The sequence below is a fragment of the Klebsiella sp. X1-16S-Nf21 genome (genome assembly GCF_002837615.1).
Lineage (GTDB): Bacteria > Pseudomonadota > Gammaproteobacteria > Enterobacterales > Enterobacteriaceae > Klebsiella > Klebsiella variicola.
Window position 1 is genome coordinate 33,327 of sequence record NZ_PJDK01000018.1, and the last position, 25,778, is coordinate 59,104.

Below are 25,778 nucleotides of genomic sequence, written 5' to 3' on the forward strand. Positions count from 1 at the left end.
ATCCATATGTCATTGATATCTAGGCGTAAATCTAATGCAACGCTAATTATAACGCATTGTGACTATTATTTGATAATCCTTCTCGTTTTGTACACATAGGCTGAATATGAACTGTATATAAATACAGCATTTAAATTTCACTTTTACACTCGTTACGGTTCTTATCGGAGCACCTCTTGTTATTTTTACGCACGTAAGAAACCGTATCGTAAATTGGTGTTTTCGATGTGAAATTATTATCCAATCAAGTTTTTAACAATTCGTGCTGTTAAGCCGTTGATCAATCTCACTCAGAAGTGTACTGTATAAACATACAGTTAAAGCAGCGGAGGCAATTATGAAGATTGAATTAACCATTGATCGCACTAAAGAACTTCCTAAGGGCTCGGTCTTGGCACTAGAAAAAGAGTTATTTAAACGACTCCAGAATCAGTTCGAAGGATGCCGTCTGGCTATACGCCGTGCATGCTCGGATAGACTAAGTGTTTACGGTGGCGAAATGGAAGTTGAAAATAAGGTTGAGGAAGTCCTTCAGGATACCTGGGAAAGTGCTGACGACTGGTTCTATTGAGTAGAGGTCCAGTGGCTGACCTGGTTTATTTTGAGGATTTTGCTGTGGCTAAAAAACAAAAAATGCCGAACACCGGCTATGTAGTAATCAGATGCGATGACGGGGTAATTGTTGCCCGTCTCACCTCTTTTCCCGTATGTGAGCGCGCTTTAATGTACCGTCGCGGTGATACTGTTTCGTTTATGCCTCTGCAGCCCGATGAGATCGTGGGGACTCTCTCGCTGTTTTCGCAGATGATTGAAAGAGCAAAGACCGGAGGGGGTTACCAGATTCCTCCTGGCTCTGTTACAATCCCGTCATAGGCCTGAACAACCTATACCTGCTGCGTCGCGGAGAGAAACCATGACGCAAACCCCCGAAGTATCAAAATCCCATCAGACTGGTGCTCCTTCATCGAGCGCCGGTTTGCTTTCGTCTTCAAAACTAACTTTTCGACAGCAGGAAGTTTTCGATCTGCTTGTGGCCTACATCAATCAGCATGGCTACCCACCTACGCTATCTGAGCTGGCCGATATGCTCGGCGTTAGCTCGTCTAACGCTGTCCTGTTGCATCTGCGTGCGTTAGAGAGAAAAAATTTTATAAAACTCTCTCGCCGCGTCTCCAGAGGAATTTCCATCGTCGGGCGAAAGGAGCCTATGCTCGCCGTGCTGCTGCTGCAGGAAATGATCGCTGAAGAACCCGGCGCGCGTGAAAGAGCGATTGAGTTTTTGCGACTGTTCGGTGATCAGCCATGAAGAAAAGTTGGTTTTTACACGAGCAACTTTCAGAGGCTGAGGCTACAGAGCTGGTGGAGCGATACCGTAAAAATAACTGTGTGGTTGAGAAAAGCTTGTCCAGAGACTTTACATCGTGGGAGATCCGCGTGCTGTTGCCGGAATCGAAGAAGCCGCCACGGATTGACAGGACCTACATACAGAAGATGTGGAGGGACTGATGCGAGCTTTGCTTAACGTCGATATTGCACGCCATCTTGGAATTGTGCTGCTTAAGCCGGGTAGTGAATTAATGCCGTTATTCGGTGCCGGCCGGGTTCTTGTTGAAATGCCGCCGGCAAGCATGAAAAAGATACCCAGTGGACGTCTTCCTGATGCCCGGCAGCTGTTGCGGGATGATATGGGGATCAGACCTTTTTTCATGAAGAAGGCAGTTATCACTGCAGCTGGTGGGGTTAGTGCCCTCGAGTCATGGTTGCGTAGGCAGGTTAAAAACTGTCAGTGGACACATTCCGATTACCATCACCATGAGCTCGTCCCGTTTCGCCATTCGACGGGTGTAATAATCGCATGCTGGCACTGTGATAATGAGCTGAAAAACCAAACGGAACACACCCTCGATCAACTGGTAGGTGTTAATAACGCTGACTGGGTAATCGACACTGCCCGCATCGCGCTTGGTCTGGACGCTCAGCGCTCATTGTCACTGGCGGAGCTATGCTGGTGGGCGGTAGGCGCCGGGATTGGAAATGAAATTACAGAAGAAATGGCGCGCCGATCCCTGCGTATTAAAGACGATGGCATTAAATCGGTTTACAGGGAGAGTGAGATTGTTCCGTCGGTACCGGCCACCAGCATTCTTTCTCCTCGTATCGAAAAAGCAATCAGGCCAACGGCAATAGCAACGCCGGACAAACCTCTGTTACCTGTGAACGTCGATCCTGTTGCACCGGCGACACTATTCGCCAGACCTAAGCGGATTCGATGGTTATCAGCTGACTTTATCTCATGGGTTAAAAAACAGCCGTGTATGTGCTGCGGGCAGCCGGCAGATGATGCACACCACCTTATTGGCTGGGGGCAGGGCGGCGTAGGCACCAAGGCCCACGATATTTTTACGATCCCATTATGCCGCAAGCACCATCGCTCTTTGCACCATGACCCAGCCGCTTTTGAGCGTGAATACGGCACCCAGCCGGTATTGATTATTAAATTGCTGGATCGGGCTTACTCGCTCGGCGTTCTATCCTGAGGAGCTTTAAAAATGAGAGATATGTACGAAATAATGGACCGTTGGGGAGCTTGGGCGGCATCCGATAATAGTGGTGTTGACTGGCAACCCATTGCTGCGGGGTTTAAAGGTTTGCTACCTCATGGAAAGAAAACACGCCAGCAATGCGATGATGATGAAGGTATCATGATCGACGGATGTGTAGCGCGATTGCGAAAATATAAGCCGGAAGAGTATGAGTTGATAATTGCTCATTTTGTAATAGGCATCTCATTAAGAACCATCGCGAAGAAATGGAAATGTTCTGATGGTACCATAAGAAAAGAGTTACATGCAGCATTAGGATTTATTGAGGGCGTCAAATCGACATTAACGATTTAATTAAATATCTTGAATAATATTCCAGTGGTGCCAATACATACTGGCACCCAACTTAGTGACATAAGGAAATCCAAAATTAAATTAGAAAATTTGACGTTTTTTTTAAGTTCGCACTTCGCTTCTGTTAAACGTATTTTAATATCGGATTGCTCATCAAAAATTTTATCTTCGATAGACGAGAATACAATGTCTTTTGCATGAGTTATCCGTGTTAGCTGTTTCTTTTGAGAAAGTAGTGTTAATGTCATAATTATACTTGTGATTGTGAGCCCCATAAAAGTAATATATATTTCCATATTTGATTTTAATTGATATATTGCAATGGAACCTATTAGAGAAATTGGTATTGCTAAGGCTTTGTTAGTTATGTCGGTTGTTATTTTTGATATTTTATCTGCGTAGTCGATTTCAGTTTCGGCTATTTCTTTTCTTGCTTTTTGAAAAGAAAATGCAGACATATAGACAGCAAGGTTATTACGATATAAATCACATATTAAAGGCCAATTTTTGATTATTTCGCAGAAGTCGTTATCAGCTGATTTAATATATTCAATCAAAGTGTTTCGGAAGGTGTTTATTTTTTCGTCATAGTGAAGGTCGGTGTTTGGATCAATTGAAACCAAAGAGTTTATTAAGGAATAATCAATTTTCGGGTAAGATAAAACTTTGTCGTTTAAGACGGTTTCTATTACTGCAGAAGATGACTTAGATTCGGAATTCAAAACGAACACTAAACGGTAAAAATTTGAATTTCCATTCTCTTTGATGTCATGAAAATGTGATAGTTTTGATAGTGCAGTAATCATACTACATATGGCTTCAATTTTTTCAATTTCTTCTGGCTTGTTGTTTTCGCCATAAAGGTAATCAGAATCAATGAGATAGAACTGGCTCGGTAGAGAGCCACGCATTATTTTGTTTACTTTTAATAATTCATTTGCTGTCGTGTAAAAACGTTCAGAACTTGATTGACTGACAAGGAAAGTAAAGTTGATTATTTCACCATGCGATGGTATTTCATCTATACTTTGTATCTCTTCATCATCTATATCTAGGTCAATAAAACGTCCATAAGAAAAATCTCCAGATAAGATCGGTTTAATTATTGCTATGATGTTATCAGAAAATTCTAAAGACGCAGAAAATGTTTCACCATTGCAATCAGGTGTGCCGGATATTCTAAATAATTCGACAACAACTTTTAAACTATTCACTTTCATTCTCAGTATTAATTAATTTTGTTTTCTCTTTAAGAGCTGCTCTTATTTTAGATCTTGCTTCCTCAGGGAGGTTATTAAAACAAAGATTGCCAGTTTTTTCATCATAAAAAATTCTAGCATCAGCATTATCGCCAAGAAGTTCTTTATCGAAATTGAAACTATATAATGGGTTTTTATACATTACTTTTTTGAGTTTGTCTAGGGATGTTTTATTTATTACGAAATCAGTCGGTATACCAACCCCCTCACTATTGAGGTGTTGCATTAATCCAGATAATATTTCATTCCTTTTCTCATCTGGGAAAATAGACAGCTCTTCAAAGCCAATAGCTTCTATATCTGACAAGCTGGCTGGCAAACTGGACTCACATTGCTTTTCGAGATATTTTATTATTTTGTTCCTAAATTCTTCAGCGATAGGGAGTGTTTCAGTGTTTTTTTTGAAAAATTTCCTAGCTTCATTAGGAAGTTTTCGCGTGGCTCCTGCTGAAGCTAATCCTTTATCACAACCAAGCGCAGCAATAAAATATGCAGAAGCAGACTGCCCATTTGTTTTACTTATGAAGCTCAAGTAATTTATTTGCGATTTTTTATCATCTGGAGCTGAGTTGTATTCGAAATAGCGATGAAAGTTGACTCTTGCTGCTTGGTTAATATAGTTGAGCTCTAGGTGTATCATTTCTTCAGGGTTTAAGTTGGCGCTTATGGTAACACCATTTTTCTTTTTTATCATCGTCACTAAAATAAATCGTAAACCTTGCAATATATAATCAGTAAAAACAACATAACCACCTGATGACCAAGGTTGCTTTTTTGCCTCCACGTACATTTGTTTCATGATTTCTTTGGTGAGGTTTATAAATGAAGAGGAATCAGATTTTTTATCATTGTAATATTTATCAAACAAATCTGGAACGGGGCCTCTGAGTGATGGATCGTCTTTGAAAATACCATGATGTGCTAGATTACCACGAGTCCCATATAATTCGACAACACCATCTACCAGTTGTTGAACAATTTTGTTTGATTTATCAAGTTCAGTGTCACGAAGATTATACCGTTTCGAGTGATCAAAATCCTTTTGGGCTTCTTTGAGTAACTCGTGGACAATGACATGGTTGATTGAAAGTTTGGTCATTTTTTGTTCTTTCCCATTGTGCAAGTCGCTGTGTATTTCTAAGAGTAATAAAATATTAACGCGTACGCAAAAGATGTTGTACTCTGCTAAGAGTGGTCACTTCGACACACAGCTTAACCATTAAAATCTCCTCAGACGTCACATTTTTTGCATTTTATGCCTAGGATCAAACTTTCAGATCATGCATATGAGATGAAACTCAGGCCTTTTATCTTTCCAGGCCCACGTTAACCCAGAGACAGTGACTATGAATATGCTGGAGAGTTCAAACAACGGGCTTGATCTACTGGAGTTCCTACAGAGTTGGGTCTTGGAAATACAACTCTGGATGCAATGCTTCGGACATTGACGATTTGAATGGTTCGGACATAAATTATGGATGTGGTGAATCCCCCTGTGCGGAGGGGCGACCAGTCAGTTACAGAAACCTGTAAATGCAGCGCGGGCCATGCCGACTGGGGTATGCTCACCGGGAGGCACCCGGCACCACACTGCCACTAAACATATTTAAGATTTATGGCAGGTTTACTTTTGCGGTGCCCTTCTATGTTTATAGAACGTAACGGCAAAAGTGAATGCTTCCTGGTAAATCGGTAGCTCGGACTATTAGGAGTGCCTTCGTTTCGTTACTACCTAGAATGCCTACTTTCTGCCCGCCTTCAGGCGGGCTTTTTTACGCCATCAATAGTGCGCTTCAGAAAGAAAAGGTAAACATCATTTGAAGGCTGCGCTTTGCGTGGCCTTTCTTATTTCAGGCTCACGGGAATCATCATCGATACGGCTCGTTGTTAAATCAGCCCGATGGGCCTGACCCCCTACACGCACAAAGCACCCCGTTAACCCGGAGGTGGAGTATGTATCGAATGGACAAGCTAACAACAGGTATTGCCTACGGAACTTCCGCAGGTAACGCGGGGTTCTGGATGTTGCAATTGCTCGACAAAGTATCCCCATCCCAGTGGGCCGCTATCGGTGTTCTGGGAAGTCTGGTATTCGGCTTGCTGACATACCTGACGAATCTGTTTTTCAAAATTAAAGAAGACCGGCGAAAAGCTGCTCGAGGTGAATAATGTCTCCGACACTACGTAAAAGCGTTCTTGCGGCGGTCGGCGGCGGGGCCTTGGCGATTGCCTCTGCACTCATCACTGGCCCGACGGGTAATGATGGGCTTGAGGGAGTGCGATACGACCCTTATCAGGATGTGGTAGGTGTCTGGACGGTTTGTTACGGCCACACAGGGAAAGATATCATGCTCGGCAAAACCTATACCGAGGCAGAGTGTCGGGCCCTACTAAATAAAGACCTGAACACCGTCGCCTGGCAGATCAACCCTTACATCAAAAAACCGATCCCAGAAACAATGCGTGGGGCTCTGTACTCATTCGCCTATAACGTCGGAGCCAGGAACTTCCAGAACTCTACTCTGCTTCACAAAATCAACCAGGGGGACCAGAAAGGTGCGTGTGATCAGCTGCGCCGCTGGACCTATGCCAAAGGTAAGCAGTGGAAAGGACTTATTACCCGGAGGGAAATTGAGCGTGAAGTGTGTTTATGGGAGCAAAGATGAGTCGCTTAACCGCCGTTATCATCGCAATAGCAATCCTGCTAATGTCCTGTGCCATTTCATGGCGTATGGGATGGAGTTCCCACGCTGATCACATCAATGCTCAGGCTGCGAAGAAGAGAGAGAAGGCCGAGAATGCCATTAAGCCTGTAGAGGAAAAGGCCGCTACTGCTAACGAAGCGGGTAAGGTCATCTACAAAACAATAACCCGCGACGTGGTGAAATATGTTCAGTCTCCGAATCGTACTGTGTGTAGGTTTGATGCTGCTGCTGTGCAGTTGCGTCAGCGCGCCATCGATGCTGCCAACTCCATCCCCGGATTTGATGAGCCCGCCGTGCAAAGCAAGTGACGCAGGAAATGACAGCGATGAAGATTTACAGTCTGATATAGAAACCGCTCAGTGCCTGCGCCAGCTCCGTTTGGATAAGTATCGCTGGCAGGCGTACTATCGGGCGGTGAGTAAGTAACAGGCATAGCACATGAAATAAGTGGCCTTAAGTGAACAAAAAATCTGAAAACAAGACATTCAAGCTTTCAGCATCGAAATGTTTGTATCTAATTCAGGGGGTGTCATGCACTATAGGATCTCAAACCACTCTTAACTAAGTAGCCACTCATGACAGTAAACTTACTACCACAACTACCATGCGGTTATCGTTACGGCATTGAGCGCTCGATCCGGCCCCAGACTGGTGCGGAATTTTTTCCGCCACAAGGGTGTGTTATCAAATCTGTTAACTTTGGGGATGGTGTGGTTATTTGTGTGCCCATCCAATTGTACATTAAACAATTAGATTTATGGGTCACTGTCTAAGGAACCATCGAATAATATGTTAGTTACCAGCCTCGTTAGGGCGAACTGATAATTGCTCTCAAAAGACCAGCATAGAAGCCTGTTGCTCTGGTTGAATGTTCCGGCAAGTTGAAAATGATTGGATCAATGAGCTCTTTCGATATTTAAATGCTATCGATAACTTAAATGAAGCTATCATCACGTTATCACTGCCAGCCAACACCGAAACGGCAGTGGTCAGTTAAAAAGCAGAAAAGCCTCTCTTGGGTGGCTCCTGAGAGATTTTAGTTTTCTAACTGGTACTAACCAAAGGTCGCATATCTATGCGGCCTTTTTTTTAGCCGGTTTCATGGCTTGAGGACATCCTGGACGAGAATATGTGACAAAACCAATCAGGGGAAACAGGAATGCCCTGTGAGCGGATTTACGAATCGGTGCGAAAGTCTATCCCCTCTAAGGGATAAAAAAACGATATCCCTTTTAAGAGATAATGAGGAGAAGCAACTTGAAAACGTTGAAAGTCACTATTACAAACCTTCAACAGATTAATGATGGCATTGTCTGTGGGGTCAAAGTCAGATTTAAAGTCATTCAGTCTGGTTGCGTGCTGGTCGAGAAGGTTATATCAGGCAAGGCTACCGCTCCGTTTACCTTATCTTATGATGTCAATGCGAATGATGAATCTCTGGTGGTGGAACATGATCGCCCAGACCTGCAGGAGCTTGTAGTCTCAGCGGCAATTTCCTCTGCAGAGTGTTATAAACCGGATAATACCCTGACCTCTGTCAGTGCTTGGAGCATTCAAACGCAGGGTAAGATATACGCTTCAGGTATGCAGCCAAACATTGATGAGGTATTCAAACGGTTAGATGCTGCTGAGGCACTACTACACTTTATGGACTGTAAGATTGCGGAACTACAATTAAGATATCGAAATAAATAATAGATCGGCAGACAGCCTGTAACCGTCTGCCATAGCTATTAAGGTCGGTTATGGATATGTTGGATTTGCTTTAGCATCTCCAAGTTTTTCTGGTTGTATTCATCATCAATCTGCGAAAGTTGATGTATTACGACACCCTTCATATCCTGATCAAGGCAAACAAACATAGTTGCCAGAAGACCTTTGAGAGCTCTTATTTCTTTTGCTGCAGACTCCAGAGTTGAGCAATCCACCTCGATGTTATATTTAATTTCTTCTTCCATTTTAAAGTTCCTTAAGCAGAGCTAATCAGCCATTCCTCTGCAAGTAGAATATTTAACTGTGTCCCACCACAGATAGGCTGAGCCGCAACCTTACACTCTGAGCTTTCACAGTAACACCCTGATATTTAACCAGTAGCCTCGCATCTGCGGGGCTTTTTTATTCGCAAAAGGTAACGCGATGAAGAACTTAAAAATTGCATACGTAGACGAGAAGCTGGTGGCGATTGAGTGTGACGGATTGTCATGCTCATCGCTGCCCGTTTCAGAGTTTCCCATCGACAGTGCCGCTTTAACTCTTCTCCCTCAACTCATGCTCGAGGATGTTTATGCCGCCACGAGCTAAACGACCTTGCCGGCACAGAGGATGCACGGCTGTGACCAATGATGTCGGAGGATACTGTGAGATGCATAGGCAGCAACACGCTGGTGATGGCTGGCGTAACTATCAGCCCGGAAAAACTCGGCAGGAACGTGGTTATGGTCGACCGTGGGAAATTAAACGGGCCCGTATCATGAAGAGGGATAAATACCTTTGTCAGAACTGCAGGCGAGACGGTATTGCCACGAAAGCCTCAAGTGTCGACCACATCATTCCTAAAGCTCATGGCGGTACCGATGATGACTTTAATCTGGAGTCATTGTGCTGGACCTGCCACAGCAAGAAAACAGCAACAGAGAGAACCCGATGAAGAGTTTCAAAATTGAATACGTTGATGGTGTTTTGACCGTTCTGGAGACGGATGGTCAGTCACGAATGAATGAAGCCGTACATGGCATCCATTTTGAGCATGTCCAGGGCGGCCGCCCACTGCTGAAACTGACGATTGCACATGATATTGCTCCGGCCCCTGTTTCATCACCTGTACTGGATCAGGAGCCTTTAGAGGGGGAGTTGGTGCAGGAACAACAGACAATGGTTCCCGGTGGTCGCCGTTCACGTCATCGTCGTGGAGGTAAGCAATGATGTATCAACGCACGGATCTGACGCTTTCCATGTTCTATGCATCCAGCGCTGATGCAGACGGGAACAAAGTGGCTACGTTGACGATGCAGGTCATCGCTGCAGAGGCTGGGGCCGTCCAGACCAGCCAGCTGCGATGTATCACCGATAGCGCGAAGAAAAAAACGTATAGCGTAGGTGAACAATCTGTCAGTAATGGTTCCGATCCGTTGCTGGTCGCGATTGAGAATTACTGGCGTCAGAGTACGGATGTCGTCGTTAAAGGATTGATCGCCGAGGTGACCGACTTCATCGCAGGGAACATCAACTCAGTCAGCACCTGGATCGGTCAGTTTGGCATGAAGGTGTTCGAGAACCAGCCATTAGATGAACGGCTACCAGAAAGCGTACTGCAGGCCGATGGAGGCTCCGCTACCGAGACAGGATCCTGATCGCCGGTATAACAACTGGTGTTCATTGAACGTCTGAGATACGTCGGCCCACCAATGCGAACCGTATTCGCCGCCGGCGCAGCCGGAATGACGACCTCCACCTCGACAGAGGCAGCTGCAGCCAGGGGTAGGGGGGAGCAAATCCCTGACCCCTTTCGCGCTTCGGGACTGCCCGTTGAAGTCTATTTTTACACGCCAGAAATAAGAAACTTTTTTCCGGAAGGTTTCATCTATCAAAGGAACGTTTATGGCCGGAGGAATTCGATCGTCCGGTGGTGGCCGAAAACCCACTTTACCCACCGGGCAAAAAAGCAAATTAACACGTATTGCGCCTCCCGCTGAGTTAATGGGGGAGGCGGCAATAAGAATGTGGAAGACGCAAAGCAAAATACTCATCGACCGAGGGGTGTTTGAGCTGGAGGACGCACCTTTGTTGCTGGCTTACTGCAATGCTTTTCATCTGATGCTCGAAGCCGAAAAAATGCTGGCCAGCGGACTGACCTCAGAAAGTGAAATGGGGGGCCTGAAAAAACACCCTGCAGTTAATGTCCGGAATGACTCGGTTTCCCAGCTTGCCCGCCTCGGCTCTCTGTTGGGGTTAGATCCGCTCAGTCGTCTTCGCATGACCAGCGGACAAAAGGATCCGGACGATGACGGGAATGAATTCGATGAGTTTGACTGATGGCTACCTATCCGAACGTCAATGCGGCGAACCAGTATGCGCGGGATATCGTTGGCGGGAAGATTCTGGCGTGTCAGTTAACGGTACTTGCCTGTCAGCGACATCTGGACGACCTCGAACGAGCAAAGGATCCCCACTGGCCCTACCGCTTCGATAAAAACAAAGCAGAACGATTTCTTCGTTTTGCCCAGAAAATGCCTCATACCTCAGGGGAATGGGCCCGGCGTAAACTCCGGATTGAATTTGAAGCCTGGCAGAAGTTCGCTCTTGGCGTACCGTTTGGATGGGTACACAAGAAGACAGGCCTGCGTCGTTTCTCTGAAATCTATATCGAGGTGCCCAGGAAGAACGGGAAATCCGCTATTGCCGCTGCTGTAGGAAATTATATGTTTTGTGCAGATGGCGAGCATGGTGCAGAAGTCTATTGCGGCGCCACGACTGAAAAACAGGCATGGAAGGTATTTTCTCCGGCGCTGCAAATGGTGAAAAAGCTGCCGGCATTGCGGCAAAAATTCTCGATAAAACCTTGGGCAAAAAAAATGACGCGCCCTGACGGTTCGGTTTTTGCGCCTGTGATCGGTGACCCGGGGGATGGTGATTCGCCATCATGCGCCATCATTGATGAATATCACGAACATACTACTGATGCGCTTTACACCACCATGACCACCGGTATGGGGGCTCGTGAACAACCGATGACACTGATCATCACCACCGCCGGCTATGACATTACATCCCCTTGCTATGAAAAGCGTACTCAGGTTGTCGAGATCCTGCGGAGAACCCGTAATGGCGAGGAAAATGAAACCATATTTGGGCTGATTTATGGCCTTGATGACGATGATGACTGGACGACTCCTGAGGCATTAATCAAGGCAAACCCCAACTATGGCATTTCGGTAAAAGCAGATTTTCTCCGGGCTAAACAATTATTGGGTATGTCGACGCCCGGGCAGACAAACAAGATTCTGACCAAGCATTTCAATCGCTGGGTAAGCGCAAAATCAGCTTATTACGACCTGAGAAAATGGATGGATGCAGCCGATAAAAACCTTAAGTTGTCAGATTTTGAAGGGGAAGAATGCTGGCTGGGTATAGATCTGGCCTCGAAAGTTGACCTCAATGCCGTGGTTCCAGTTTTTCGTCGTGAAATAGACGGAATAACACATTTTTACTGTGTTTCTCCTCTGTTCTGGGCACCAGAAGAAACCATTTACTCGCAGGAGACCGCGCTGAAAAGTACCGCAGAACGTTATCAGTCCTTTGTCCGGCAGGGTAAGTTGATCCCGACCGATGGTGGCGAAGTTGATTACAGGCTGATATTTGAAACGATCCTGAAGCTGCGGAATACCGTAAAAATTGCCCAATGCCCCATTGATCCTTATGGCGCGACTTCATTACGTCACATGCTTGAGGAAGAGGGGCTTGAGCCTGTCGAGATAAGACAAAATTTTACCCATATGAGTGATCCTATGAGAGAGATTGAGGCTGCGCTCATCTCGGGGAGATTCCATCATGACGGACATCCTGTCATGAACTGGTGTATTTCCAATATCGTCGGCCAGTACCTTCCCGGAAGTGACGATATTGTGCGTCCCGGGAAAGAAGGGCGGCAGAACAAGATAGATGGTGCGGTTGGTTTAATGATGGGGCTGGGGCGCGCCATGCTTAACAGTTCAGTGATGACATCCGTATACGATGAGGAGGATATAGCATGCTAATTTCAGTTCTGAGTTTTATTGTCGGCCTCACTGGTGCTGGATTGTTATCCGCAGGTGCCTGGCTTATTTCTCCATCAGTGGGATTGATAACAGGAGGGATTATTTGTCTGGGCTGGTCATATATGACAACCCGGGCCTTTTCCTCCGGCGTCAGCAATGGCGGAGGTAAATAATGTTCCTACCCCAGATGTTCAGGGGCCGACAATACTCGGGTAATAGCTTCTGGGAAGCCATGCTGGGCGGGGTTCGTTCAAGCCAGAGCAAAACTGGCATCATAATCACGCCGGAAACCGCTCTGGGACTTTCAGCGGTCCGGGCCTGTGTCACCCTCCTGGCGGAGTCAGTCGCGCAGCTGCCGTGCGAACTCTACCGGCGGGATAAAAATGGCGGGCGCCAGCGTGCGACGGACCACCCGGTTTATGACCTGATTCACTCCCAGCCCAACAGGAAAGACACCTCATTCGAGTATTTCGAGCAGCAGCAGGGGTTGCTGGGGCTTGAGGGAAATTGCTACTCGATCATCGAACGGGACGGAAAAGGCTACCCGAAAGAGCTGATCCCCATTAACCCGAAAAAGGTCATTGTGCTGAAAGGGCCGGACGGTATGCCGTATTACGAACTCCCGGAAGTCGGTGAAATTCTGCCGATGCGCATGATGCACCATGTGAAGGTCTTTTCTCTGGATGGCTATATCGGCAGTTCCCCCATTCAGACGAACGCCGATGTCTTGGGGCTGAATCTGGCCGTTGAGGAGCATGCGGCAGCGACATTTCGGCGCGGGACAACGATGAGCGGGGTGATAGAGCGTCCGAAAGAGGCCGCGACCATTAAAAGCCAGGATGCTATTGATCGCCTGCTGGCGAAATGGACCGAACGCCATTCCGGTATTCACAATATGTTCTCTGTGGCACTGCTGCAGGAGGGCATGAGTTACAAACAACTGTCTCAGGATAACGAAAAGGCGCAGCTGCTACAGTCGCGGCAGTGGGGCGTGGAAGAGGTCTGCCGGCTCTATAAAATCCCGCCACATATGGTGCAGATGCTGGCGAAAGCGACCAACAACAACATCGAGCACCAGGGCCTGCAGTTCGTGATGTATACGCTGCTGGCCTGGCTGAAACGCCATGAGGGTGCGCTGCAGCGCGATCTGCTTCTGCCCAGCGAACGCCGCGATTTGTACATCGAGTTCAACGTTTCCGGGCTGCTGCGAGGCGACCAGAAGTCACGCTATGAATCGTATGCGCTGGGCCGCCAGTGGGGATGGCTATCCACTAACGATATCCGGCGTATGGAGAATCTGCCGCCAATTGCTGGCGGGGACAAATACCTGACGCCGCTCAATATGGTCGACAGCGCGAAGATCCTTCCTGGCGATAAGTCGCCGACAGCGAAACAGCTGGCCGAAATCGAAACCCTTCTGGCCAGAGCCTGATTATTTCCCGCCGCGCGGGATGACCTGGAAGACAACATGACAACGAAATTAATTAACCTGCCGCACCTGGCAGATATGGTCTTTGGCGTGCCGCATTACGTGACGCGGCAAACAATGGACTCCGTGAAAGCGGTGCTCATCCCCCGTATTCAGGGGATCACCGAAGATGCCGCCATTCAGATGGCGCTGAATCCGGGTAAATCACCTGCTGCTGAGCAGGTCCAGCCCACCGGCGGGGTGGCGGTGATCCCCGTTCACGGCATTCTTGTTCCACGCCGGGGGCAGATTACGGCGATGTGCTCCGAGCTGACCAGCTACGAGCGGATCCGCGGGCAGTTGCAGGCGGCGTTAAACGACCCCTCAATCAGCGAAATCGTTCTGGATATTAACTCCGGCGGCGGCGCAGCGGTGGGGTGCAAGGAGCTGGCCGATTACATTTATCAGTCTCGCGACACGAAACCCATCACGGCGATTGTGAACTACAGCGCGTATTCCGCCGCGTATTTCATCGCATCGGCCTGCAGCAAAATCATCGTCAGCCAGACCAGTGGCGTGGGGTCGATTGGTGTGATCATGGAGCACCTCGATACGTCGAAGATGGAAGAAAAAATGGGGCTGACGTTCACCACCATTTACCGGGGAGATAACAAAAATAACGGCACCCAACATGAACCACTGAGTGAAGAGTCGCTGGGTATGTTCCAGGGCATGATCGACGAAATGTACGAGACGTTTACGGGGTCGGTGGCCGAATATCGCGGCCTGAATCAGCAGGCCGTCATTGATACGCAGGCGGGGCTGTATTTTGGCCCTGGCGCTGTGTCCGCCGGCCTGGCGGATGAAGTCTCTGACCCCCAGGCGGCGATCAATGCTATCGCGGCAAAGTATCAGCAACCCCGTCAAAAAACCTCCATTCAGATGCAGGCAGCCGCGATGGACCTGCAAACCAAAATGTAACCCGGCGCAAACACAAACCGCGTCACCTTAAGCAGCCAGCAGGCTGCTTTTTTTATGTCTAAAAAGAGAGAAATAAAATGCCACATATTGAAGAATTGCGTCGTCAGCGTGCGGGTATCAACGAACAGGTTCAGGCCCTGGCAACCATTGACGCCAGCGGCGGCACGCTGACTGTGGAGCAACTGACGGAGTTTGCGAACCTGCAGCAGCAGTTCACTGATATCAGCGCCAAAATTGAACGCCTGGAAGCCGCCGAACGTGCTGCGGCGCTGGTCGCAAAGCCCGTGAAAGCGACTCAGCAGGCCCCCGGCATTATTGTTAAGCAGGAGCCGAAACAGTACACCGGTGCCGGCATGACCCGACTGGTTATGTCTGTCGCCGCAGGCGCAGGTAATCTGCAGGATGCGGCAAAATTCGCTTCAGAAGAGCTGAATGACCAGTCCGTATCGATGGCCATTTCCACCGCAGCGGCGTCCGGGGGTGTGCTTATTCCGCAGAACCTCCACAGTGAGGTGATCGAGCTACTGAGCGACCGAACCATCGTCCGCAAGCTGGGTGCCCGTCCCGTTCCGCTGCCTAACGGTAATATGACGCTACCACGCGTAGCCGGTGGCGCAACGGCAAGCTACACAGGAGAAAACAAAGACGCCAAGACATCAGAAACACGCTTTGATGATGTAAAACTGACGGCGAAAACTCTGATTGCGATGGTGCCTATTTCCAATGCACTGATTGGCCGCGCCGGATTCAACATCGAGCAGCTGGTCCTGCAGGATATTCTGACCGCCATCTCAGTGCGTGAGGATAAAGCCTTTATGCGCGATGACGGTACCGGCGATACACCGATTGGTATGAAGGCGCGCGCGACGCAGTGGAACCGCCTGCTGCCGTGGGAAGCTGATGCAGCGATCAACCTGAACACGGTTGACGAGTATCTGGACAAGATCATTTTGATGGCGATGGACGGCAACAGCAATATGATCAGCAGCGGCTGGGGCATGTCGAACCGTACCTATATGAAGTTGTTTGGGCTGCGTGACGGCAACGGCAACAAAGTCTATCCGGAAATGGCTCAGGGATTACTTAAAGGATATCCGGTTCAGCGTACCAGCGCGATCCCTGCGAATCTGGGGACCGGGGGTAAGGAGACTGAGATTTACTTTGCTGACTTCAATGATGTGGTTATCGCTGAAGACGGCAATATGAAAGTCGACTTCTCGAAGGAAGCCTCTTACATCGATGCCGATGGCACCCTGGTATCTGCGTTTTCCCGTAACCAGTCGCTAATCCGCGTTGTTACTGAGCATGATATTGGCTTCCGTCATCCGGAAGGCCTGGTGCTGGGTACCGGCGTCCTGTTCTAACCCATCCCTCAGTAAATACGGCCCGCATATGCGGGCTTTTCCCTTTCAGGAGAATGTTATGGCTGCGAAAAATAAAGCAGTGGAGCCGGAAGAAACAGGCACACAGGACAACCATGCGACCGTGGTCGCACAGGCAGAGCGTAAATCCGTTGTGTTCCTTGGGCCGCACCACCGTTATTCCCGTGGAGATATCGCGTGCTTTGAAGGATCGCGCGCCGAAGAACTGGTTAAGCGGTGTATCGCGGTATGGTCGGAGGATGCCGAACGTGCGCTGAAACCGAAGCCGGGAGACAGCGATTTTGATACTGACATTGGATGATGTGAAAACCCAGCTACGCCTGGAACTGGATTTCACGGAGCATGACGCCATGCTCACGCAAATGGTGAACGCCGCGCAGCGGAGCATCGAGCGTGATTATTACTGCAAGCTGGTCACCAGTGATGAAGAGCTGCAGGCACTCCCGGAGACCGTCCGCGGATTTATCGCGGATGAAGATATCCGGCTGGCCATTCAGTTTCTGGTCAGCGATGCGTATCTGAATGGCCATACCGGACAGTGGCTGGAAACCGCTTCGGTGAGGCATCTTCTTTTCCCCCTGCAGGAGCATACGCTATGAGCCTGAAACCGGGTGATATGAACTGTCGCATTGCGATTAGCTACGTACAGTCCGGTCGGGGGCCGCTGGGCGAACCGCTACCGGAAAAGCAGGTTGAATCGGGAAAAGCGTGGGCAAAACGGGAGCTGGTATCGGGGCGGAAAGTCCGCACGCTGGATCAGCAGCAGGTGGTGGAAACCTGCCTGTTTACGGTCTATCCGGGTGTGCTGGTTGATATCGACTGGAAAATCACGACGAAAAATCTGGTTTATACCGTCCGTAATATCGACCGCAAAACGGACCGGATCATTATCACGGGGGAGGCTGACGGTCGGCATGATAGAGCTGGCGATTAAGGGGGCGCTGGAGCGCATCACCGGCATGAATGCGCATCCCCTTTTACTGCCGGACACGGTCCAGGAAGGGGTGACATATCAGCGTATTTCGGATGCGCCGGTAGGGGCTGGCCTGGCCAGAACTGGGCTTTCCTCTGTCCGCATACAGGTGGCGATTTATCTGATCGATAACTACAGCCGCCTGCTGATGCTGGATAAGCAGATTTGGTCAGAATGGAAAGCCATTGTGCAAAGCCGTCTTGAGGATTGTCCGGTCAGTTACGTGACGCGCGGCAGTATCCAGCAGGACAAGATCACGCTGACCAGTGGTCGCATCCAGTACCGTCTGGCGCGCGACTTTATATTCACCACTCCGGAGTAACCCCATGCGCATTGAGATGAAATTCCCATCGGGGAAGGATTTTGAACGCCTGATTTCCGATATGGACAAGAAAGTCAGCACCAAGTTGTTGCGTGATGCCGGGCGCCGGGCGCTGGCCATCGTGCAGGAAGATATGCAGCAAAACGCCGGCTACGACGAGTTAAGCGGCGGGCCGCACATGCGCGACACGATCAAAATCCGTAGCTCAACCAGCGCAGCAAAGAGCGAGCGCTACGGGACTCTCATCACGTTTCGAGTCGGTCCCAGCAAAGCGCATCACATGAAAGCGCTGGCGCAGGAGTTCGGCACGGTGAAACAGGTGGCTAAGCCGTTTATTCGTCCGGCGCTGGATTACAACGTCGAAAAAGTGCTGTCGATACTGGCAGCTGAAATTCGCTATGGGCTGGAAGGCCGGTAGTCAAAAAGAGAGAGAAAAAAATGGGTGAAGACGTCATTAAAAGCCCTTCGGAATATGCAAGCATTCCGGCGGGAACCCGCACGTACTGGGGTATGAAAGGCACGCTGAAGGCGGCCGCAAAGCTACTGCAAAGTACGATGGCCATCGGTGCCGTAGGCAAAAAGGGTACCTTCATGAAGGTGACACGCCTGATTGACCGTGATCCGAAATACATGGCCGATATGGGCGAGGGTGAGGATAAAACCCTGGTGTTTATTGCCGATCCGACGGATGCGAATCAGCAGGCGTTGCTGGAAGCGGCGGAGGCCAATAAGACCGTGGTGTTTTTCTTCGACTTCCCAAATGGGCGCTCGGCGGAAATGGAGCTGGTGCTATCCGGATGGGCGCAGCAGGCCGTTGACCAGCCTGATGGTAAAGTCCTGCAGGACGAGGTATACGGCAAGCAGAACGGCGGCGTGAAATGGACTACCACGAACGCCGCCAATAGTGGTAGTGAATAAAAGGAATAACGACTGTGAATTATCAAAACCTTCTCAACCCTATTATCAAAGCCCATCCGATTACGCTGCTTGGTCAGCAGATCTTTATTCGCCGTCTGACGCAGGAGGAACTATGGGATTATGAAGCCGATCTGCAGGCGCTGGAAAAGAGCGATGACAACGCTCGCCAGACCTCTATCCGTGGCATCACACTGTTTCTTTCTGCGCTGGTAAATGAGGACGGAAGCCGCCCGGCAGCGGATGAACTCCCGGCCGCAGAGGCTTTTCTGTCAGCCCATTCGGGAGCAGATCTGCTGGAGGCGGTCATTGCCGTACAGCGTCATGCTATCGGCACACTGGAAGATGCCAAAAAAAACTAACCGAATCACCCCAGCTGCGCACCCTGTTTACGCTGGCAGATCGCTGGGGTGAGCCGGACCCCACGAAACTGGCCGCCATGCCGGCGAACATCCTGACCTACTGGGAGGCGTACTTTGCGCTCCTTAAAGAAGAGGGAGAACCACCACTGGCGGCTCCACAGTCATCTACAGCACCCTCTGCCGTAGCCCGGGATGATGATTTTGAAAACTGCCTGAGGGTTCTTGGAAATGGCTGATGTAGCATCACTCGCTGTCGCGTTGCACCTCAACCGTGCGACGTTTAATTCGCAGTTCGCTGACGCAATGCGTCAGGCGGATGGCAACGCACAGCAGTTTAACAAAAAAGCACAGGCTGATGCGGCAAAAACTGAGGCTGCCTTTAAGGGGATCGGCGTAGGTGTAAAAGCCGCTGATGCTGAATTTTCCAGGCTGGATAAACGTATCGAAAAGCTGGGGTCACTACGGCTTACCGGGCTGGATGAGATGCGTAACGTACTGGCGAATCTGTCTGCCGGTAGTGGCGTTACCGGCAGCAGTTTCACCACTGCGGCGATCTCGGCGCTGACCGAAGGTATGAGTACTGCGCTGACCAGTAGCACCCAAAGTCTGGAGCTACAGCGACAGGCTCAGATTGCCGCATCGCAGGCGGCGGTAGATGGCGCGCAGGCGTCTATCAACAATGCCCGCACGCTGCGAGAAGAGGCACTGGCGCGGCAGAAAGCAGCCGTACAAACCATTCAGGCGGCGCAGGCGGAGCGCGAGAAGGCGTTTGCGCTGGATGAGTATTATGCCAAACAGGCAGAGGTGAATAAGCAGTATGGCATCACGGCCAGCTATGAAGCAGAGCATGCGAAAAACGCCCGCACCATCAGCGAGGCCAATATAGCTGAGGCCCGCGGGAAAAAGAGCCTGGCAGAAGCCACAAAAGAGGTTCTGGCCGCAGATATCGCTGAGTCTGACGCCAAGCGTACCCTGACTACCTCAACGCGAACGCTGGCCACGGCCAGCCAGGAGCTGACGTTCCGGCAGCGCGCAGCGGCGGCGGCGGCGGGAACACTGCGTGGCGCCCTGGCGCTGGTCGGTGGCCCGGTCGGGATCGGTATCATGGCGATCGCCGGCGCGGTGACGATGCTCTATTCGTCGTTTTCAAAGTCTCAGGAAACTATCAGCGGCTACAGCAATGCGTTATTCAAATCAGGGCAGCAGTCGATTATGTCGGTTCAGTATCTCCAGAGCCTGCAGTCGCAGCTGGGAGATACTGACGGTGCCGTAAAAGCTATCACCGCGTCTGTTAATGCCGGATTCGGTGGTGAAATGCTGGACCGCGTTGCCGGACTTGGCGCCCGGATGGAAGAGCTGGGGCAGAGTTCGGGGGATCTGGTCTCGATGCTCACGAATCTGCAGGGCGATCCTGTCCAGGCGATGGAGAAGCTGAACAATCAGGGAATTCAGCTAAACGCGACGTTTATCGACCAGATAGTCACGCTACAGCGCCAGGGCAGGGAAAGTGAGGCTACGGCGCTCCTGCAAAAGCAGGCGATGGCCGAGCTGGAAAAGCAGATAAAGGATCAGGAAGATAAGGTTGACGGGCTGAAAGGGGCCTGGAGATCGCTGAAGTATTATGTCAGCAGCGCGTTTAAAATAATGGGTGACGCCCAGATGGCCACAGCCCAGGCGCAGGCGTCAGCATTGGGAATAAACCTGACACCCAGTCCGGACCCGGCGATAAAACAGCGCGAAGAGGTGGAAAGGCTGCGGAAGGAGCAAGAGAAGCTGCGGAAAGATACAGCTGATCGCCTGAAGGCCGAAAATACCGTGCAAGGACTGATGGCTGCTGGCGTGACAAAAGAGAAGCAGCGCGCCGATGCACTGGCGGCTCTCAATCGCACTCTCAAGAAAGGAACGGAAGAGTACGCGCAGGCGTTACGCGGTATAGATAAATTGTACGGGGAGAAGCAGAAGAAACCAGCGGCGTACAAAGATGACCAGGCCACCCAGCGTCTGCAGAGTCTGCGCGAGCAGGAATCGGTTCTTCGTCAGCAAAACCAGCAGACCGTTAACCTGACCGGTTCAGAGCGAAAGCTATTGCAGTTCAACCAGGAGATCTCCGATCTCAAGGCAAAAAAAATCCTGACCGCCGGGCAGCGCAGCATTCTCAATGCTGAGCAGGAGCTGCGCGCTCAGCTGAACATCAACGTACAGCTGGAGAAGGCGAACGTGCAGCGCCAGCTGTCGCTGAAAATTCAACAGGAGAATAATGAGCTGTACCGCTCAACCATTCAGCTACAGGCCGAGATGGATGCCAACGTGGCCAGGATGACGATGAGCAGCGCTGCCTATGACCAGATGGCGAAGGAGCAGCAGGTCAGGTCGAAATTCGCGAAGCTGCGTGAGGATGCAGAGAAAACAATCAAACCAGCTGATGAGGCTGCTTTTCAAGAACGAACACGCCTTCTTAATGCAGAAGAACAAAAGCAACTGAGCATCGTTCGCAATGGTGCCCGGGATAAAGCGCAGGTTGAGGGGTCCTGGACCGAGGGGTTACGCGCCGGGCTGCGTGAATGGGGCGCCGATGCAACCAACATTTATGCCCAGGTTCGTGACACCTCCGTCAATGCAATGGACGGCATGGCCAATTCTATCTGGCAAATGGCGTCGCGGGGGAAATCGTCATTCAAGGAGATGGCGCTGTCTATCATTGACGATATTGGGCAGATGATAACAAAAATGCTCTTTTTTCAGTCTATCCGATCTGCAGGCTCAGCTATGTCGGGGTCCGGGATTGGCATCCTCGCGGATTTTGGCGGGTTTCTGTCTGGGTTCTCCGGCGGCGGGTATACCGGTGATGGTGGGAAGTATGAGGTTGCCGGGCCAGTCCACCGTGGTGAGTGGGTTGTGCCGCAGGAGGTGGTTAAAAGGCCAGGCATGCTCAGCTTTCTGAACCAGTTAACTTACGGCAGTGGCTACGCCAACGGAGGGCTGGCTGGCGCGCCGAGCGGGCCGCTTCCAATGAGGGGTGAGAGCCAGCGCGCAGCAGGTGGGATAACGGTTAATATCCCGTTACAGGTGGTCAATAGTAACGGTAATCCGGATCAGTCCGGGAAGCGGTCAGAGAGTGGTATCGCTCAGATGAAGCAACAGATCGTTCAGATAGTTTTGAGCACCCTGGATAAGGAAATGGGTAACGGTGGGATGATCGATGTAAAACTGAGGAGCATGCGCTAATGGCCGCACTGGAAACGTTCGACTGGTCGCCGCTGAATGGTCCCACTGCGGATATTAAATATGCGACGCGGTCCGTGAAATATGGTGATGGTTATGAGCAGGTCACTGGTGATGGTATTAATCCTGAATCGCAATCATGGCCACTGACATTCACCGACTACAGGGAGGAGGTCATGCCGATCCTGCAGTTTTTGCGCCGTCATGGCGAAACACGTGCATTCATATGGGTTAATCCGCTGGGCGAGCGGGGGCTATACCGTGCGACACAGATAAAGCCTCAACTGCTTGATTTTGCGCGCATGACCGTTACTGTTACGTTTGTGACGGCATACAGAGCCGCACCGATATAATGGAGAATGATAATGCAAAAAATGGTACTGGCGCTGGCAAGCATCGCCGTTCTTTTTTCCGGTACAGCAGCAGCACGTGAGCTAACGGTGTCGGAAAAAAAAGTCATCGAAGAGTCTGCGAAGCAGAAGCTGAAAGATCCGGATAGCGCCAAAATTTATTGGCAGCCAGATATGGGTGGGGATATTTACTGTGCTCAGATAAATGCCAAAAACTCTTATAGTGGCTATGCAGGAAAAGCGCTCTTACTGGTTGGCCCGAGGAGAAACAACTCTGGGATAATAATTAGCGCGGACACCATTATCCATAGTGATGATATGGAAAGAATGATGATGCCAATTTGCACTGATGCCGGCTACCACTTTCCCCGTTAACCTCCCGTGCCGTCCGGCACCCACACCATCAATTTAACCCCGCTTAGCGGGGTTTTTTATTATTGGGGCTTCGGTCCCGCAGCGAGGACATTATGGGCATTGCAGCCGACGATCAAAAACTGGAACCCGGTAACGTCATCACTCTGTTCGAAGTGGATGGCACCACTTTTGATGCAGACGTACTGTATTTTCACAACCACGCTATCCCGTATACCGAAGAAGAAATTATCGCCGCTGGCAGCGATGCGGAAAAGCTGACGGGCAAACCGATTTACTGGCAGGGCGTGAAATATACGCTCTGGCCATGTGAGATCGAGGACGTTGAGTCCAACGGTGAAGGTTCGCCAGCTTCCCCCAAGCTGTCCATTGCGAACCTGGATGGCTCAATCAGTGCGTTATGCCACATGTTCCAGGATATGAAGCAGGCGAAGGTAACGGTTCACCGCACGTATGCGCACTATCTCGATGCCAGGAACTTCCCTGACGGCAACCCACAGGCTGACCCGACAGCAGAGCAGATTGATGTTTTTTACATTGACAGTAAATCCAGCGATGACGATGAACAGGTCCAGTTCAAGCTTAGCTCGCCGGTGGATGTTACCGGACAGAAGTTGCCTGCACGCCAGATGACCAACCGTTGTGCCTGGTGCATGCAGGGCCAGTACCGTGGTGCTGACTGTGGCTATACCGGCACGCGTTATTACGACAAATTCGGCAATCCCGTAGACAACCCGGCACTGGACGTCTGCCCGGGAACGGTCGCGGGCTGTAAGTTACGTTTTGGTGATGATGCCATGCTGCCGTTTGGCGGATTCCCGGCTATTGGTCTGCTGAGGATGTAGTCATGCTGAGCCAGAGACTGAAAACCGCTATTGAGGCGCACGCCGCTGATGTTTACCCGAACGAATGCTGTGGCCTGATTACCCGGGTCGGGCGGCAGCGCCGATATATTCGCTGCGAAAACAGTCATGAAATGCCGACGGAGCATTTTCGGATCGCCGCCGGTGACTGGATTGCCGCAGAGGATGCCGGCGACGTGCTGGCCGTGGTGCATTCGCATCCGGATGCCGGTCCGCACGCATCCGCCGAGGACCTGCAGGGCTGCCAGAAAACAGGCCTGCCGTGGATCATTATTAGCTGGCCAGGTGGCGACTACACCGTCACGACGCCGGATGATTCCCCGCCTCTTCTGAACCGTCCGTTTATCCACGGTAGCTGGGACTGCTACGGACTGGTCCGCGACTGGTATATGCAGGAGCGAGGTATCGAACTGCCTGATTTTCCCAGAGAGGACAACTGGTGGACCCGGGGGGAAAACCTGTATGTGCGGCACTATGCGGAGGCCGGGTTTTATTCTCACGCCAGCGAGCTGCAGGCAGGCGATGTGATTCTGATGCAGTACAGAGCGGACGAAATCAACCACGCCGGCATTTACCTGGGCAACGGAAAAATGTTGCACCACATGTATGGCCAGCTGAGTGGTGAGGTTCCATACGGTGGGATCTGGCGGGAGCGAACCATGCTGACGCTGAGGCATAAAAATGACGACTAATACGATAGAGAAAATGGTTCTGGTTCGCCTGTACGGCAAGCTGGGCAAGCTGTTCGGCCGGGAGCATCGCCTGTCGGTATCTTCTGTACGGGAGGCTATCCGCGCGCTGTGCATCATGGTTCCTGGACTGGAACGATGGCTGGAGACCAGCGAGGGACGTGGAGTCACGTACATGATCTTTAACGGTGAAAAAAATCTGAGCCAGGATGACCTGTTTCTGAATGGTGTGCATGACGTAATCAAAATTGCGCCTGTGATTATTGGCAGTAAAAAAGCCGGGGTGTTCCAGACCATTTTTGGTGCCGTACTCGTTGCCGTTGGTATGGTGCTGAGTTTTACCCCTGCCGCCGCTGCCTCGCCGTTCCTCTACAAAATGGGGGCGGCGATGATGCTGGGCGGCGTTGTACAAATGCTGGCGCCCAGCGGTACCCAGGGTATGACAACGGATCGGGATACGAAAAAATCGTACTCATTTGGTGCGCCTGTTAATCAGGTCGCTGCCGGCAACGGTGTACCGATCTTGTATGGCCTGCGTGAAATAGGCGGCGTCATTATCAGTGGCGGTATTTATACCGAAGAACAGCAATAAAAAAATGCATTTTACCCTTCCCGCCACGGCGGGATTTTTTTTGCCCGGAGTTTGAGAATGGCTGAAATAAAAGGAATCGCTGGCGCTAAAAATAACGGTGGTAACAAGGATAACGGGCAGAATCGCGGGACGGAAATTGCCTCGGTCGCCTATATGAAAATCTTGCTGGCACTGTCAGAAGGTCAAATTGCCGGTCAGTTTACCGGTCAGGATATTTGCCTCGACGGTACGCCGTTGCTCGATGCCGATGGCCATGAAAATTTTCCGGGCGTGACGTGGGAGTGGCGCAGTGGTCTGGTTGACCAGGATTACATTCAGGGTTTCCCGGCGGTCGAAAACGAAATCAGCGTCAGCACGGAAATCAAGTCTGGCACCCCGTGGGTAAAGGCGATCAACAACACGCAGCTGTCGGCTGTTCGCTTGCGTATTAAATTTCCGAACGGGGTCTACAGCCTGCGTGACAGCGGTGGCAAAGATGGTTACCGCATTGAGTTCGCTATCGATGTTTCAACAGACGGCAGCACGTATACCGAATATGGCCGCGATACCGTCGATGGCATAGCTAACACGGGCTATGAGCGCAGCTACCGCATCGATTTGCCGCGGGCAAACTCCGGCTGGCAGATCCGCGTTCGCCGTCTGACTGAGAATAAGAATAATAACAAAACGGCGGACGTGAGTCGTATCGAGTCGATAACGGAAATCGTTGACGCCAAACTGCGCTATCCGAACA

35 protein-coding genes are annotated in these 25,778 nt (G+C 50.4%); 32 read left to right on the plus strand and 3 right to left on the minus strand.

Features of this window, described 5'->3' with window-relative positions; translation table 11 throughout:
• The first annotated feature begins 337 nt into the window (after positions 1-337).
• From CW267_RS10645 to CW267_RS10670, 5 genes are all read left to right on the plus strand, one after another.
• A complete protein-coding gene (locus tag CW267_RS10645) occupies positions 338-571 on the plus strand; it encodes a DinI-like family protein (RefSeq protein WP_100781329.1) in 234 nt (77 codons plus the stop codon).
• 44 nt (positions 572-615) lie between these two features.
• Positions 616-873, plus strand: a complete 258-nt coding sequence (locus CW267_RS10650) for a hypothetical protein (protein WP_227521837.1) — start codon at positions 616-618, stop codon at positions 871-873.
• A 40-nt stretch (positions 874-913) separates the two neighbouring features.
• A complete protein-coding gene (locus tag CW267_RS10655) occupies positions 914-1,306 on the plus strand; it encodes a DNA-binding protein (protein ID WP_032418037.1) in 393 nt (130 codons plus the stop codon).
• 199 nt (positions 1,307-1,505) lie between these two features.
• Positions 1,506-2,537: a DUF968 domain-containing protein gene (locus tag CW267_RS10665; RefSeq protein WP_100781330.1), complete on the plus strand. Its 1,032-nt coding sequence runs from the start codon at positions 1,506-1,508 to the stop codon at positions 2,535-2,537.
• A gap of 12 nt (positions 2,538-2,549) precedes the next feature.
• A complete protein-coding gene (locus CW267_RS10670) occupies positions 2,550-2,897 on the plus strand; it encodes an antiterminator Q family protein (RefSeq protein WP_100781331.1) in 348 nt (115 codons plus the stop codon).
• Here CW267_RS10670 and CW267_RS10675 read toward each other — a convergent pair.
• Entirely contained in the window at positions 2,894-4,111 is a 1,218-nt protein-coding gene (locus tag CW267_RS10675) for a hypothetical protein (protein ID WP_131876676.1), read from the minus strand. The two genes, CW267_RS10670 and CW267_RS10675, sit on opposite strands and share 4 nt — an antisense overlap.
• Positions 4,104-5,255: a nucleoid-associated protein gene (locus tag CW267_RS10680; RefSeq protein ID WP_100781333.1), complete on the minus strand. Its 1,152-nt coding sequence runs from the start codon at positions 5,253-5,255 to the stop codon at positions 4,104-4,106. The genes CW267_RS10675 and CW267_RS10680 overlap by 8 nt, the downstream gene beginning before the upstream one ends.
• An 854-nt stretch (positions 5,256-6,109) precedes the next feature.
• On the opposite strand from CW267_RS10680, the gene CW267_RS10685 reads away from it, so the two are divergent.
• The 4 genes from CW267_RS10685 to CW267_RS10700 all read left to right on the plus strand — a co-directional run bounded on the left by CW267_RS10685 (position 6,110) and on the right by CW267_RS10700 (position 8,556).
• Complete coding sequence (locus tag CW267_RS10685) at positions 6,110-6,325, plus strand: class II holin family protein (RefSeq protein WP_021462597.1); 216 nt, start codon at positions 6,110-6,112, stop codon at positions 6,323-6,325.
• Positions 6,325-6,822 (plus strand): lysozyme, encoded by a 498-nt coding sequence (locus tag CW267_RS10690; protein ID WP_023159886.1) that lies wholly within the window; start codon positions 6,325-6,327, stop codon positions 6,820-6,822. Before CW267_RS10685 ends, CW267_RS10690 begins: the two co-directional genes overlap by 1 nt.
• Positions 6,819-7,169: a hypothetical protein gene (locus CW267_RS10695; protein ID WP_041168977.1), complete on the plus strand. Its 351-nt coding sequence runs from the start codon at positions 6,819-6,821 to the stop codon at positions 7,167-7,169. The genes CW267_RS10690 and CW267_RS10695 overlap by 4 nt, the downstream gene beginning before the upstream one ends.
• Before the next feature lie 949 nt (positions 7,170-8,118).
• Positions 8,119-8,556, plus strand: a complete 438-nt coding sequence (locus tag CW267_RS10700) for a hypothetical protein (RefSeq protein WP_065888617.1) — start codon at positions 8,119-8,121, stop codon at positions 8,554-8,556.
• A 38-nt stretch (positions 8,557-8,594) separates the two neighbouring features.
• Here CW267_RS10700 and CW267_RS10705 read toward each other — a convergent pair whose 3' ends face one another.
• Positions 8,595-8,819 (minus strand): hypothetical protein, encoded by a 225-nt coding sequence (locus CW267_RS10705; protein ID WP_032749552.1) that lies wholly within the window; start codon positions 8,817-8,819, stop codon positions 8,595-8,597.
• Between the two features lie 178 nt (positions 8,820-8,997).
• Between CW267_RS10705 and CW267_RS30495 the strand changes: the two genes are divergently transcribed.
• From CW267_RS30495 to CW267_RS10815, 23 genes are all read left to right on the plus strand, one after another.
• Positions 8,998-9,162 carry a hypothetical protein gene (locus tag CW267_RS30495; RefSeq protein ID WP_162838183.1) on the plus strand — a complete coding sequence of 55 codons (165 nt, stop codon included), beginning with the start codon at positions 8,998-9,000 and terminating at the stop codon, positions 9,160-9,162.
• Entirely contained in the window at positions 9,146-9,508 is a 363-nt protein-coding gene (locus CW267_RS10710; RefSeq protein WP_032428746.1) for an HNH endonuclease, read from the plus strand. Before CW267_RS30495 ends, CW267_RS10710 begins: the two co-directional genes overlap by 17 nt.
• On the plus strand, positions 9,460-9,783 hold the full coding sequence (locus CW267_RS10715) for a hypothetical protein (RefSeq protein ID WP_023289183.1): 324 nt from the start codon (positions 9,460-9,462) through the stop codon (positions 9,781-9,783). The genes CW267_RS10710 and CW267_RS10715 overlap by 49 nt, the downstream gene beginning before the upstream one ends.
• On the plus strand, positions 9,780-10,211 hold the full coding sequence (locus tag CW267_RS10720) for a hypothetical protein (protein WP_014907818.1): 432 nt from the start codon (positions 9,780-9,782) through the stop codon (positions 10,209-10,211). The genes CW267_RS10715 and CW267_RS10720 overlap by 4 nt, the downstream gene beginning before the upstream one ends.
• A gap of 247 nt (positions 10,212-10,458) precedes the next feature.
• Entirely contained in the window at positions 10,459-10,893 is a 435-nt protein-coding gene (locus CW267_RS10725; RefSeq protein ID WP_012542168.1) for a phage terminase small subunit P27 family, read from the plus strand.
• A complete protein-coding gene (locus CW267_RS10730; protein WP_012542167.1) occupies positions 10,893-12,614 on the plus strand; it encodes a terminase large subunit in 1,722 nt (573 codons plus the stop codon). Before CW267_RS10725 ends, CW267_RS10730 begins: the two co-directional genes overlap by 1 nt.
• Positions 12,608-12,787: a hypothetical protein gene (locus CW267_RS10735; RefSeq protein WP_017898992.1), complete on the plus strand. Its 180-nt coding sequence runs from the start codon at positions 12,608-12,610 to the stop codon at positions 12,785-12,787. Before CW267_RS10730 ends, CW267_RS10735 begins: the two co-directional genes overlap by 7 nt.
• Positions 12,787-14,046: a phage portal protein gene (locus CW267_RS10740; protein WP_012542166.1), complete on the plus strand. Its 1,260-nt coding sequence runs from the start codon at positions 12,787-12,789 to the stop codon at positions 14,044-14,046. Before CW267_RS10735 ends, CW267_RS10740 begins: the two co-directional genes overlap by 1 nt.
• Positions 14,047-14,082: 36 nt before the next feature.
• Positions 14,083-15,003, plus strand: a complete 921-nt coding sequence (locus CW267_RS10745) for a S49 family peptidase (RefSeq protein ID WP_064147921.1) — start codon at positions 14,083-14,085, stop codon at positions 15,001-15,003.
• Between the two features lie 77 nt (positions 15,004-15,080).
• Positions 15,081-16,367, plus strand: a complete 1,287-nt coding sequence (locus tag CW267_RS10750) for a phage major capsid protein (RefSeq protein ID WP_100781334.1) — start codon at positions 15,081-15,083, stop codon at positions 16,365-16,367.
• A gap of 58 nt (positions 16,368-16,425) precedes the next feature.
• Entirely contained in the window at positions 16,426-16,686 is a 261-nt protein-coding gene (locus CW267_RS10755; protein ID WP_080930068.1) for a hypothetical protein, read from the plus strand.
• Positions 16,667-16,984, plus strand: a complete 318-nt coding sequence (locus CW267_RS10760) for a head-tail connector protein (protein WP_100781335.1) — start codon at positions 16,667-16,669, stop codon at positions 16,982-16,984. The genes CW267_RS10755 and CW267_RS10760 overlap by 20 nt, the downstream gene beginning before the upstream one ends.
• The gene (locus tag CW267_RS10765; RefSeq protein ID WP_014228910.1) at positions 16,981-17,319 is read left to right on the plus strand and encodes a head-tail adaptor protein; all 339 of its coding nucleotides are present in this window, start codon (positions 16,981-16,983) and stop codon (positions 17,317-17,319) included. The genes CW267_RS10760 and CW267_RS10765 overlap by 4 nt, the downstream gene beginning before the upstream one ends.
• Positions 17,300-17,680, plus strand: coding sequence for a hypothetical protein (locus CW267_RS10770; RefSeq protein ID WP_100781336.1), 381 nt, complete (start codon positions 17,300-17,302; stop codon positions 17,678-17,680). Before CW267_RS10765 ends, CW267_RS10770 begins: the two co-directional genes overlap by 20 nt.
• 4 nt (positions 17,681-17,684) lie before the next feature.
• Complete coding sequence (locus CW267_RS10775) at positions 17,685-18,098, plus strand: HK97-gp10 family putative phage morphogenesis protein (RefSeq protein ID WP_181940492.1); 414 nt, start codon at positions 17,685-17,687, stop codon at positions 18,096-18,098.
• Positions 18,099-18,118: 20 nt separating this feature from the next.
• Complete coding sequence (locus tag CW267_RS10780; RefSeq protein ID WP_049013950.1) at positions 18,119-18,598, plus strand: hypothetical protein; 480 nt, start codon at positions 18,119-18,121, stop codon at positions 18,596-18,598.
• A 14-nt stretch (positions 18,599-18,612) separates the two neighbouring features.
• Entirely contained in the window at positions 18,613-18,957 is a 345-nt protein-coding gene (locus CW267_RS10785; RefSeq protein WP_016160678.1) for a hypothetical protein, read from the plus strand.
• A gap of 228 nt (positions 18,958-19,185) precedes the next feature.
• The gene (locus CW267_RS10790) at positions 19,186-22,182 is read left to right on the plus strand and encodes a phage tail tape measure protein (protein ID WP_100781337.1); all 2,997 of its coding nucleotides are present in this window, start codon (positions 19,186-19,188) and stop codon (positions 22,180-22,182) included.
• On the plus strand, positions 22,182-22,532 hold the full coding sequence (locus CW267_RS10795; protein ID WP_044650396.1) for a phage tail protein: 351 nt from the start codon (positions 22,182-22,184) through the stop codon (positions 22,530-22,532). The genes CW267_RS10790 and CW267_RS10795 overlap by 1 nt, the downstream gene beginning before the upstream one ends.
• A gap of 12 nt (positions 22,533-22,544) precedes the next feature.
• Entirely contained in the window at positions 22,545-22,904 is a 360-nt protein-coding gene (locus tag CW267_RS10800) for a hypothetical protein (RefSeq protein WP_100781338.1), read from the plus strand.
• Positions 22,905-22,996: 92 nt separating this feature from the next.
• Positions 22,997-23,746, plus strand: a complete 750-nt coding sequence (locus tag CW267_RS10805; RefSeq protein ID WP_100781339.1) for a phage minor tail protein L — start codon at positions 22,997-22,999, stop codon at positions 23,744-23,746.
• A 2-nt stretch (positions 23,747-23,748) separates the two neighbouring features.
• Positions 23,749-24,456, plus strand: coding sequence for a C40 family peptidase (locus CW267_RS10810; RefSeq protein ID WP_012542161.1), 708 nt, complete (start codon positions 23,749-23,751; stop codon positions 24,454-24,456).
• Positions 24,446-25,045 carry a tail assembly protein gene (locus CW267_RS10815; RefSeq protein ID WP_100781340.1) on the plus strand — a complete coding sequence of 200 codons (600 nt, stop codon included), beginning with the start codon at positions 24,446-24,448 and terminating at the stop codon, positions 25,043-25,045. Before CW267_RS10810 ends, CW267_RS10815 begins: the two co-directional genes overlap by 11 nt.
• Positions 25,046-25,778 lie beyond the last annotated feature (733 nt).